Raw genomic sequence first — 11,174 nt, forward strand, 5'->3', positions numbered from 1 at the left:
AGGGGAGGGGACGTTGCCAGGGGCGCCGGCGAGCAGGTCCCAGTGAGCCGACTTCCACCCGTCAGCGAGGTGAGCTTTAGACTGGTTGCAGACGTTCAACTGGCGGATGTGGAACGCGTACTCTCGGCCATCACCGGTCCTTGGGCCGCGCCAAACGGGCGGCTCAAGATTGGTTGCGACCGGTCAACTTGAACCACTGAAGGGCTGCCTTTGCCGATGGCAGCCACCGCCTGCGAGACCGCGGGCGCTCCTGATGACTTCGGGGGGTGATTGGCCAATTGAGCTGGTCAAGGAGCCGACGCATCGCGCGGGCACTTCATTGCGCCGCCGGTACGGCAGGCGTCGCCACCGAAGCCGGTACCGGCGCGCTGCGCACCGGCCCCGGCCCGGAAGCCGTCGACGCTTCCTCCGGTATGCGACAAAGGCCCCAACGCACCAGCCAGCGGCCGACCGCCGCGAACGCAGGCCAGCAGCGCCGTGGATACCTCGATGCGCTGCTGCGGGTCGGCGGCCTGGATATTCGGCGCTACCACGCCGGCCGCATTGCGGCTGCCGACCATCAGCGTCAAGCCGATGGCCGCATTCCAGAAGCCGACCACAGTCCAGGGCAGCGTGACCGCGAAGGCCAGCAGCATCGCCTAGCCCGTCGCATCGACCCTTTCGACGAACAGCGTCGCAGCCATCAATCAGACAATGCCGAGCACCGTAGCCGCGACAGCGAGCGCGAAGCCAGCGCGACGCCAACGCAGGCCGGCACTCATTGCCAAGGCCGTTGCGGCAGGCTTCACAGCATGCGACGCAACAGCCCGTCGCGTCGGATGAAGGTATGGTGCACGACGCCCGCCAGATGTCCCAGGATCAGCAGCCCGAGCGCGATCGCCCCGCACAAGTGCAGGAACGATAGCACCTTGGCGAGCACCTCGTCTTTGCCCAGCGGGGACGGAATCGGCAGCACATTGAATAGCGAAAGGGGAAAGCCCCAAGCGTTGGTGGCAAGGAAGCCGATCAGCGGCATCAGGACCAGCAGCGCATACAGCCCGATATGGTTCGCATGAGCGACATAGCGCATCCATGCCGGCATGTCGCCCGGCAGCGGCGGTGGGGGGTTGAGGCGGCGATTGACGATACGAATCAGCACCAGCACGAAAACCAGCACGCCCAGGCTCTCGTGCACGTTGTACAGCCGCATCTTGAAGGACTCGTCGGCCGGCTCGAAGAAGCCGATCCAGATGCCGACTGGAATGATGACGAGCAGCAGCAGCACGGTCAGCCAGTGCAGCCAGCGGGACGAAGCAGCGTAGCGCGACACAGGTGTCATGTCAGACCTCCAGATTCGTCAAAGCCTGCGCGAAGCGCGCGCCCGAGCGGCGTCATCCGAACCATGTCGCCGGCAACTGACCCTGGCACCGCCGGTTCAATGGCAAGTGAGATCGGGACACGATTATCCCCGGCGGGAGCCATTGGGAAGAAGGGGGCTTGGCCGAATCTGGCAAGGCTCTGGTTGTGGCCATGTCTTCAAGGGAAACTGGGTTCATCAGCGACCTCCCCAGTGACACCCCATTCCGACGCCGCGACGAACTTTCCCGAATCAGACCATCGATCTCGTTCGCCCCTCGTCGTCGTCAACGAACTTTCGGTCAAAGAACTTGTCGGGACGCGCGGCGACGAACTTTATTCTTGGCCTTCTCGCGGCTACGCGGGAAGAATAGAGTTCGTCGGTGACAATAAAGATCGTCGGAACTAGACGGCCAACGTGTCTCTAGAGCAAGCCCAACGAACGGTTCGGGTCCTAAACTCCGAGCGTCGCGACCGGCTCCAGTCGGCCACTAGCGGAAGTTCGAGGGCCAGCGACCAAGGTCGGTGACGGACTGGACGCCACGTCGGCTGGTGCCGTAGACCTTGTGGGCCGTCGCGAGTCTGTCGGCCCTGGTTGATGCCGTACGAGGCGCCTGTGACGAGCGCGATCGGACTCTTGGTTTCGGTCGGGAATGCCTCTCAGTGGAGGAGCGCGATGGGGCGACGTATCTGCCGTGTCTTATTCGACTCGCAGCCAGCGCTGATTGCGGAAGAACGGGCCGAGGTAGCCACGCACCTCGAGCACCTTGCCGCCGTCGAGCGGCTTCAGCCTCACGCGATAGGTCTTGCCGTTGTTCGGATCGAGGATCTCGCCGCCTTCCCAGATACCATCAGCGGCGGCATTGACGTTGCGCATGATCGTCATGCCGAGCATTGGCTGGTTCTTGCGCGCGTCGGTGCACTTGTCGCACTTCGCGTCCTGCCGCGATGGGTCGAGCAGCTTCTCCATGCTGCCACTCAGCACGCCGCCCGCGTCGCGGATGCGCACGTACGACAGAGGCTGCTTCGTCTCGTCGTCGATCACCTTCCACAGCCCCGCGGGGGTGGCCTGCGCAAACGCTCCACCGCTGGCCAACATGAGCGCCAGCGTCAAGGCCTTCGTCAAATTCCTGTTCACCATGTCTGTTCTCCGGTTCCTACGATCAGGCCGCGGCAAGGCGCAGGTTCTTGCGAATGCCAGCGTCCACCATGCCTGCAGGCGCGTATGTCCGAAGCAACTGCAGGCGGCTGGCGCTGCCGGCCGCGTATCGAAGCTTCGGGCTGGCCGCTGTCGCGGCTTTCAGAACGGTCTCGGCCACGACGGCCGGCTCATCTGCCTCCTCGATCAACTCGGCCATCCGCTTGCCGACGGTCTCCCGAACGTCGCGGTATTCATCCAGCTTGGCGTCGGCTTGGAGCAAATTCGCGTCGAACTGCGTCTTGGTGTTGGCGGGCTCGATCACCGAGACCCGGATGCCCATCGTGCGCAGCTCATGGTCGAGCGATTCCGAGTACCCTTCGACCCTCGGTTCGGTCCGCAAGCGTCACCAGCCCGAAGCGGAGTCGTCGCACAAGCAACTCAATCGAGATAGTCGAGAAAATAAGGTGTCACTTCCTGGAGAAGCTGGACTTCCTCCGCATCGATGCTGCGGGGCTCCAGATCGAAATGGATGAATGTGCCGTAAGGTGTTCCGGAAGTGCGTCTGAGCAGCCGCCCATAGTACGACTCGACGAGGCCAACATACGGGCGGTAGCTGATCAAGGACTTGTCCTTCGAGACATGACTGGTCGCGAACTCGCCTTGCTCGATCACGTGCTGGCAAAAGCTCTTCTCCAAGGGAACGGCCTTTAGCCAGGTGCGGTATTCAGAGGCGCGGTCAAAGACATGCTCTGCCCGCAGCGCACCGCCGCTCAACTTGTAGATGGCGGTATATCGGTACTGCGTCCGGCCATTGAGCATTGCCAACGCGGGGTGAATCCCCTGGGTAGCAAGGGTGCTACGAACCGCAGCTGACTGTGCGGGCAAGTCGATCTTGGACATGGGGACTGAGAATTTCTTGGGAAGCCCGGGGTGCGGCGTAGTGGTGGCACCCCGTTGCGAAAGTCAGTAAGAAGGGGCGCGGACATGGAAGTTGTCTCGTTGATCGGCACCCGGCTCGCGAAATAGCTGGGCTGCCGTGCATGGAGACGGCTAGTCTGCGGACGCAAGTCGCTCTTGAATCCTGGCGGCAGCGCGGCCTTCGTTAGTCACCTTCAGAAGGATCGCGGGTCCTGTGTACCGGCAACATCCATCTTCGACGAGCAACGCAGGGATGTCTGCCTCGACCAAGGCTGCGGACCTCAGCACTGCGAGCTTCTCAATATCGTCTTGGTCGAACACCTCGGTCGGACCACCCTCAGCAGCACAGAGCCGCGCGAGCAATTTCATTGGCACCTTCATTCCTCCCTGTCTCTTCAAAGTAGGCCCCCGCAATTCTATGAAAACTCATCAATAAACATGTGCCAAATGGGCGACATCGACGGTCCAAATCGATGCTTTGCTCCTCGCAATAAAGAACGACACAGGCACATATCAGGGTGCCGGCGCGCGGACACAGAGCAGCGTTCCATTGATCGCCAAACGCGCGGTAGAAGGAGGCGTGCTTCTGAACAGCTTGCGCGGCCTGATAGAGAGCAAGTCAATCGTTGTCGAGCATCCGGCTGACCTTGCTGCCCAGCGCGCTCTCGGCGCGGAAGTAGCCCATCACGGTCGCCACGCTGTGATGCCCGGTCATGGCCATCGTCTCGGGCAGCGACATGTTCTGCCGGCCGGCTTCCGTCACGAACCCGGCCCTGAGCGAGTGCGCAGAAAACTTCCCTTCCACCCCCGCCAACGCACATCGCTCCTTCACGATGTCGCGCACCGCCGCGGGCGCCAGTGGCTCGCCGAGATGACCCCCCTTGCGGATGCGGCGAAAGAGGGCGCCTTCCTGGATGCCTCTTTCCGCTAGCACGGCGAGCCACGCCTGCATGGCCTGCGCTGCGCTGCCTACCAGGGGTTTCACATCCTCCGGGCGCTCGGCGCCGGCCTGGTTGGTCTTGGAGTGCGCGAGCGTGTAGAGGTACGACTTCGCGCTCTCTCCACCAATGCGCTGCAGGTTCTCGAGCGTGGCCGAGGCGACCTCGGAGCGCCGTCGCCCGCCGGTGGCCCATGCGAACAGGAGGAGGGCACGATCGCGTTTGCCGCGGAGCGACTCGTCGCAGGTCGCCAGCAGCGCTTGCAGCGGATCCTTGGTGAGCGCGCGCTGCTTGCGCGCTCGCGCGCCGCGCTTGGCGTAGGCGCGCCGCGTCTGGGCCAGGAGCTCGCGAACGAGCGGGTCTGCGCACGGGTTGGGTTCATTGGCCAGCTGGTGTGCCTTGGATAGCACCGCGATGCGGTGCACCAGCGTGTTGAGCGCCGGGGCGCCGAGCCGCGCCTTGTAGCCGTTGGCCACCAGGGCCTGGTCGATGTCCGGCGGCAGTTCGGTCACCAATCCCGTCGACAGGCCGGCCTTGCGGTCGGGGTCTTGCGCATCCGCTTTGCGCGCGGCGTGGTCGACGATGAACTGGATGGCGACCGGCACTGGAACGGGCATTCGCAGCGCTTCGCCATAGCGCGCGGCGTACCAGGCGCACCAATAACGCATCGCGGAAGCATAGGAGGCGCGCGTGTTGGCCGATTCGCCCTCGTGCAGGAGCGCGCGCGCCGCGTCCTCGGTCGTTTGCGCGAGGCGCGCCGGATCCAGCGCCAGGTGGCGCTCGGGCAGGTTCGCGAGCGGGTGCGTTTCGGCAGATTGCATGGTGTTTGTCTTACATACGGCGTATGATCTATTACATCATACATCAATAAGTCACGATAACATTCCCTTATCGAGGTTAAATATAGCAGGGAAGAGGGCGGCGAAGTTGGCCAAAAGTTCGCCGCCGTTTGAAGCCGGAAAAGGAACGATATGAACCAGATCGCAGAAGTTCGCAGCCGGGGCATCCAGGAAGCTGACGTCTTTGCGGCGGCGGATGCCCTGCTGGCCGAAGGCAAGCGCCCAACCATCGAGCGGGTGCGGCTGAAGATCGGGAGAGGCTCGCCAAATACCGTGAGCCCGATGCTCGAGCGGTGGTTCGCGACGCTGGGGAATCGTCTGGTGGGATCGACGGCAGGTTCGACCTCCGGACGTCCGGCCGGCAACGATCCGGACGGGATGCCCGTGGGCGTGCGCAACGCGGCGAAGCTGCTCTGGGAGACGGCGCGGCGCGAGGCCGAGGAAGTTCAGCGTGGCGAGCTGGAGTCAGTGCGCGCGGAGCTCCAGGCGCGCGAAGACGCCCTGGCCGAGGCGCAGACAGTGCTGACACAGCGCGAAGAAGCCTTTGCGCAGGCGCGGGCGAGCCTGGATGCGGCGCTGGCCTCCTCGCAACAGGCCCGCGAGACGCTGGAACAGCAGCTCAAAGAACACGCGCTCGAGGCACACCGGGTGCGCATCGGCTTGGACGAAGAAATCAAGCGGCTGACCGCCCTGCTCTCTCAGGCCGGCGACACCCAGGAGCGGATGCGTCGGGAGCACGCCGAGGCGATGGCGGCGCGCGATCAGGATCTGCGCCAGGCCGAAGAGCGGCACGCTGGCCAGGAGAAGCGGATGCTGGCCGAGGTGGATCGGGTCAGGCAAACGGCCAGGGCGCTGGAATCCGAGTTAGCCAGGGAGCAGCAGCGGCGGGCCAAGAGTGAGGAAGCGGCCGCGAAGCGGCTGGAGGGAGAGTTGGAGAAGCTTCACCAGGTTCGGGAAGCAGCGCGGCACGCCGAGGCCGGGCTACGCGAGCAGCTGGCCGCCCAAGGCATCGACCTGGCGAAGGTGCGAACCAAAACAGAAGCGCTCGCGGCGAACGTCGAAGCGCTCGAGGGCCGGATCGACGATGAAAAAGCCGCGCACGAGAAAACGCGGCGGATGTTGGCCGAGGCCTTGATCAGCAAGTCGGCTGCGAAGGGTGACGCCTCCACACGGCGACGGCGGAAGTCTTGAGCGCGGGGTTAAGGGAGGTTTTCATCATTGGTCCCTTGGCCCAAACCTCGATTGCCGGACGGACGTTTCAGGTGGCGGCACAGCCGAGTGGCGGGTTGGTGCCCCCGCAGGGGCCCAATTGCGACCCATTGCGCAGCTCCTTGCGGCGCACCGTGTCAATACCGGCTTAGTTTTCATGCCGCCGATCAAGCGGCGACCTAGTCGACCACGAGCGTCGCGCGGCGCCTGATGCCCTGCGACATGACGATGCTCAACGACGCGACCGCTTCCACCGTGCCTGGTACGTCGTCGAACGGGTGCCGAGCCTCGGCACGCGCACTGCCCATCTCGCGCAGTTCACGCGCGACAAGCTTGTGGGACACCGCCACTACATCCGACAATACGGGACGAATCCGCGACTACCGGTGCAGCTCGCTGCAAACGGGCAACAGTTTGATGAGCCTCAGCTTCCAGGCCGCCATCTTCGACATGGACGGGGTCATCACGCGCACTGCCGGCCTGCATGCCGCCGCCTGGAAGGAACTGTTCGACGACCTGCTGCGTCGCCAAGCGGGCGATGGCGAGGCGTATCGGCCGTTCGACGAACGTTCGGAATACCGTGCCTACGTCGATGGCAAGCCGCGGCGCGAAGGCCTGCGCAGCTTCCTGCGCGTCCGCAAGATCACGCTCAGCAAGGAAGATGAAGAAGACCTCGCCCGCCGCAAGGACGAGCTGTTCGAGCGGCGCCTGCACGAGCAGGGCGTAGAAACCTTTGCCTCGACCGTTGCGCTCATCGAGGCGTTGCGCGCTCGCGGTGTGAAGACCGGCGTGGTGACTTCCAGTCGCCATGGCCGCGAGATCCTCCAGGCCGCCGGCATCACGGCACTCTTCGACGCGCGGCTGGACGGCATCGATCTCGGCGAGCTTGCGCTCAAGGGCAAGCCCGATCCCGACATGTTCCTCAAGTTGGCGGAATCGCTCGGCGCCGCGCCGGGCCGCTCGCTGGTCTTCGAGGACGCAGTGGCCGGCGTGCAGGCGGGCCATCGCGGCGGCTTCGGCCTGGTCGTGGGGGTGGACCGCGACGGCACTTCGGCTGCGCTTGCGCGCGCGGGCGCGGATCTCGTGGTCAAGGACCTTGTGGACGTGGATGCCGATAGCCTGGAAGCGGCCTTTCGCGCCCGGCAGGAAGAGCGCGCCTGGCATGTCGAGCAGGAAGGCTTCGACCCCGTGCGCGAGCCGCAGATGGAGAGCCTGTTCGCGATTGGCAATGGTTATCTCGGCGTACGCGGCGCGTTGGACACCCCGCCGCCCGGCTCGCAATGCGATCTTTTCATCGCCGGGATCTTTGACCGCAAACGCGCAGACTCGCCCTACTCTGAGATCGAGCTTCTCGCGCCGGAACGCGCCAATAACCCGTACACCGAGTTGGTTCCGCTGCCGTTTCCGTTCCGCCTGAGCGTTTCGCTCGAGGGAGAGTCACTCGATTTCGCGGGGCCGCACGGGCGCGAGCTGCGCCGTACGCTCGACCTGCGCAGGGGCGTGCTCCACATCGACGCGCTCTACGAGTCGTCAGGCGGGCGGCGCACCGCGATCCGCACGCGCCGCTGTGCTTCACTGGCAGATCCGCACCTGTTGCTGCAGGAAGCGCTTGTCAGCGCGGAAAACCATTTTGCCGAGGTCGTCTTGCAGGCATCCCTCGAGCCAGTGGATCCGCTGGCGATGCAGCATCCTCACCTCGAGCGCCTCGAACACGAAACCAAGCCTGACCTGGAGCTCGTGCGCTACACGACACTCGCCTCAGGTTTCGAGATCTGCATCGCGTCGCGGATTTCGCGCGAACCGGCTCGATTGCGTCGCCTGATCAGTGTGTTCACCAGCCGCGACGGAGCCGATTCACGCGCCGCGGCGCTCGCGCATCTGCGCTCGCTCGACGGCAAGGATTTCGAGGCGCTGTTCGCGGCGCATGCGCAAAGGTGGGCCGAGTTCTGGGCGAAGTCGGACATCCGCGTGCCGGGCCGTCCCGCCGAAGAGCAGGCGCTGCGCTTCGGCAGCTATCACCTGCGGCTGCCCGCAGGCGACGACGCCCGCGTGTCGATCGGCGCGCGCACGCTCACCGGCCGTGCTTACGAGGGGCACGTGTTCTGGGACACGGAGATCTTCATGCTGCCGTTCTACATGCATACCGAGCCGGCCCGCGCTCGCACGCTGCTGCTGTACCCCCACCACACGCTCGACGGCGCTCGACGACGAGCGCATGGGCTCGGCTATCGCGGCGCGTGCTTCGCCTGGGAATCGACCGTCACGGGCGAGGACCACACGCCGACGAAGATCGTGCTCAAGAGCACCGGCAAGGAGATCCCGATCTTCACGGGCACCCAGCAGGTGCACGTCACGGCGGACGTCGCCTACGCGGTGTGGCGCTACTGGGAAGCGACGCGCGATGAGGATTTTCTCGCCGGCCCCGGTGCGGAGATCCTCTTCGAGACCGCGCGCTTCTGGGTCAGCCGCATGACCCGCGGTGAACATCACCATCACATCCGAGGCGTCGTCGGGCCGGACGAATACCACCATACGGTGAACGACAACGCCTATACGAACTGGATGGCCCGCTTCAACCTGGAGCAGGCGGCATGGGCAGCGCAGCGCTTTGAAGTCCACCCGGCAGAGGCGCAGGAATGGAGCGCGCTGGCGGGCTCGCTCTATTGCCCGGCGCCCGGCAGTGACGGCGTGATCGAGCAGTTCGAAGGGTTCTTCGCCCTGGCGGACTGTCCGCTGCCCAAGGGAGAACGCTTCAAGGCGCCGGTCAGCCGCCTGTTCGACTGGGAAGAGATCAACCGGATCAAACTGATCAAGCAAGCCGATGTGCTGATGCTGCCGCTGCTGTTCCCAGACGCCTTCTCCGACGAGGTCGTGGCCGCGAATTACGGCTACTACGAGCCGCTGACCGACCACGGCAGCAGCCTGTCGCCCGCGGTCCATGCCGCCATTGCAGCCCGCATCGGGCTCTCCGAGGACGCTAGGCGCTACTGGAAGCAGAGCCTGTGGCTCGATCTGACCAACGCGATGGACAACAGCATGCTGGGTGTGCATGCCGCGGCCATGGGCGGCACGTGGCAAGCTCTGGTCTTTGGCTTCCTCGGCGTGCGCTTCACGGAGGCCGGGCCGCAGTTGGATGCGCGTGCTGCGCAGAGGCTGCCGGCCGAATGGGAGCGTGTCGAGTTGACGCTCGCGTATCGCGGTCGTTCGCATGCGGTGAAAGTGGCACGAGCATGAACCGCTTTACTTCCATCCTCCTTCCACTGGACAGCTCCCCAGAGGCGGCCAAAGGTTGCGGTTGCGCACTGTGGCTGGCGCAAATGCTCGGCGCCACACTCCACGTGTTGCACGCGACGCGGCATCCGCTGCCAGCGGCGGATGCACTGGCTCGCCTTCACCTTGCCCATGCGCCGAGCGCCCGGGTGGTCGTGCATCAGATCCCGGGCGATGCCGAGGCGGCGGTCCTCGAGGAGATTGCGGCACATCGCATCGATCTTATCGTCATGACTGCCCGCGGCGAATCGGCGTCGGCGGACGTAGCGCTGTCGCACCGACTGGGATCCGTTGCGCAAGCCGTCATCGAGCGCAGCCCGGTGCCGGTCGTTCTGTTGCCGGCTCGCTACCGCGAATCGTTGCCCTGGACCTCGATGCTGGCCGCGGCCAGCGGCGAGGCCGCCGCCGACCAGGCCTTGGACGCCGCAGTGCGGCTCGCGGCGGCACTGCGGCTCAAAGTGACCGTGGTGCATTCCGAGGACAACCTTCCCGGAACAGGTGCAGCGTCGCTCGGTGCCTCATATGCCGATGCCCCCCATCACGAGTATCCGAAGCGGCTTGAGCGCTTAGTGGGGCGGGGGTTGGCGGACTGCACGGTCGAGGAGGCCCATTGCGTCCATGAAGTCCTGCTTCGCCGGGGCGAGCCGGCGTCGGTGCTTCTCGAACAGGCTGCGCGGCTCGGCAGCAGTGTGCTGGTGCTCGGCTGGCACGGCGCACTGAGCAACGGGCGCGCATTGGTGTTCAAGCGCCTGATGGAACAAGCTGAGTGTGCGCTGCTCGTCGTGCGGGGAACCGAGCGCTCGCGGGCGCAGCTCAAGGTCGGGACGGAGATCGGTTGATCGGGAGTGGCCATCGACACGTGCTCGTGCAGGAGCTGCCCACTCCTTCGCCTTGGCGATGATGCGAATGGACTGTCCTTCGTCGTGGCCTTCTTCGAGCCCTGCGTTGGCATCGCGATGGCCTTCAGGCGCATCGGCGCCGGCATGCGGCGCATGGCGGCCGGATACGGTTGGGGCGTCCAGGGCATGGTGCCTGCCCGGGCAATGTTCAACTCGTTTGGCCGGCGGCTCCGATGTGGACGTTCTGGGTTGCGGCTGCATTGATGGGTCTTGGTGTCTGGTTGCACCTTCGAGAGCGCCACGAACATCCGCACACGCATGCTCCGATGGAGCAGGCGCATCCTCACTCACACGATGAGCATTACCAACACGCTCTTGACTTTGCTTGGGATGGCGCGGAGCCGCATGCGCATCCACACAGGCACAACATGTTGACGCACCAGCACGCCCAGTACCCTGATATACACCACCGACACGCTCATTGACGTGTTCGCAGTCCGGAAGCGGGTCCTGGCTCGAGGAACGGTGTCACCTCGTTTCACGACGCGCATGAACTCATTTCGGCTGTACAACTGATACGGCCGCAATCCGCTCGAGGTCGAGGTGTTCCCCGGCGGCCACCCAAACTCCTCCACCTTTGGCCAGCTTAAATTCCCCCACCCCGGCGGCGCTCTGACGCGCTGAG

10 protein-coding genes and 1 pseudogene are annotated in these 11,174 nt (G+C 64.8%); 4 read left to right on the forward strand and 7 right to left on the reverse strand.

Translation table 11 applies throughout. The features are described 5' to 3' along the window. Positions 1-287: 287 nt before the first annotated feature. The 6 genes from AC3A6X_RS36190 to AC3A6X_RS36215 form a co-directional block, all read right to left on the reverse strand. Positions 288-635 (reverse strand): hypothetical protein, encoded by a 348-nt coding sequence (locus tag AC3A6X_RS36190; protein WP_487846682.1) that lies wholly within the window; start codon positions 633-635, stop codon positions 288-290. Positions 636-784: 149 nt separating this feature from the next. Then, complete coding sequence (locus tag AC3A6X_RS36195) at positions 785-1,318, reverse strand: cytochrome b (RefSeq protein ID WP_487846683.1); 534 nt, start codon at positions 1,316-1,318, stop codon at positions 785-787. 717 nt (positions 1,319-2,035) lie between these two features. Beyond that, positions 2,036-2,476, reverse strand: coding sequence for a DUF2147 domain-containing protein (locus AC3A6X_RS36200; RefSeq protein WP_487846684.1), 441 nt, complete (start codon positions 2,474-2,476; stop codon positions 2,036-2,038). 22 nt (positions 2,477-2,498) lie between these two features. After that, positions 2,499-2,816 carry a Rossmann-fold NAD(P)-binding domain-containing protein gene (locus AC3A6X_RS36205; RefSeq protein WP_487846685.1) on the reverse strand — a complete coding sequence of 106 codons (318 nt, stop codon included), beginning with the start codon at positions 2,814-2,816 and terminating at the stop codon, positions 2,499-2,501. Positions 2,817-2,914: 98 nt separating this feature from the next. Next, complete coding sequence (locus AC3A6X_RS36210) at positions 2,915-3,376, reverse strand: hypothetical protein (protein WP_487846686.1); 462 nt, start codon at positions 3,374-3,376, stop codon at positions 2,915-2,917. Positions 3,377-4,013: 637 nt separating this feature from the next. After that, positions 4,014-5,153, reverse strand: coding sequence for a site-specific integrase (locus AC3A6X_RS36215; RefSeq protein ID WP_487846687.1), 1,140 nt, complete (start codon positions 5,151-5,153; stop codon positions 4,014-4,016). A 150-nt stretch (positions 5,154-5,303) separates the two neighbouring features. Between AC3A6X_RS36215 and AC3A6X_RS36220 the strand changes: the two genes are divergently transcribed. Further along, the gene (locus AC3A6X_RS36220) at positions 5,304-6,362 is read left to right on the forward strand and encodes a DNA-binding protein (protein ID WP_487846688.1); all 1,059 of its coding nucleotides are present in this window, start codon (positions 5,304-5,306) and stop codon (positions 6,360-6,362) included. Between the two features lie 197 nt (positions 6,363-6,559). Here AC3A6X_RS36220 and AC3A6X_RS36225 read toward each other — a convergent pair whose 3' ends face one another. Beyond that, positions 6,560-6,724, reverse strand: a complete 165-nt coding sequence (locus AC3A6X_RS36225) for a hypothetical protein (protein WP_487846689.1) — start codon at positions 6,722-6,724, stop codon at positions 6,560-6,562. A 73-nt stretch (positions 6,725-6,797) separates the two neighbouring features. On the opposite strand from AC3A6X_RS36225, the gene AC3A6X_RS36230 reads away from it, so the two are divergent. From AC3A6X_RS36230 to AC3A6X_RS36240, 3 genes and pseudogenes are all read left to right on the forward strand, one after another. Next, positions 6,798-9,614: a beta-phosphoglucomutase family hydrolase gene (locus tag AC3A6X_RS36230; protein ID WP_487846690.1), complete on the forward strand. Its 2,817-nt coding sequence runs from the start codon at positions 6,798-6,800 to the stop codon at positions 9,612-9,614. Then, on the forward strand, positions 9,611-10,489 hold the full coding sequence (locus AC3A6X_RS36235; protein WP_487846691.1) for a universal stress protein: 879 nt from the start codon (positions 9,611-9,613) through the stop codon (positions 10,487-10,489). Before AC3A6X_RS36230 ends, AC3A6X_RS36235 begins: the two co-directional genes overlap by 4 nt. A gap of 215 nt (positions 10,490-10,704) precedes the next feature. Continuing rightward, positions 10,705-10,974, forward strand: a pseudogene (locus AC3A6X_RS36240) (EamA family transporter); the annotation flags it as partial. Positions 10,975-11,174 lie beyond the last annotated feature (200 nt).

This window comes from Variovorax sp. Soil_C_12, from assembly GCF_057657375.1.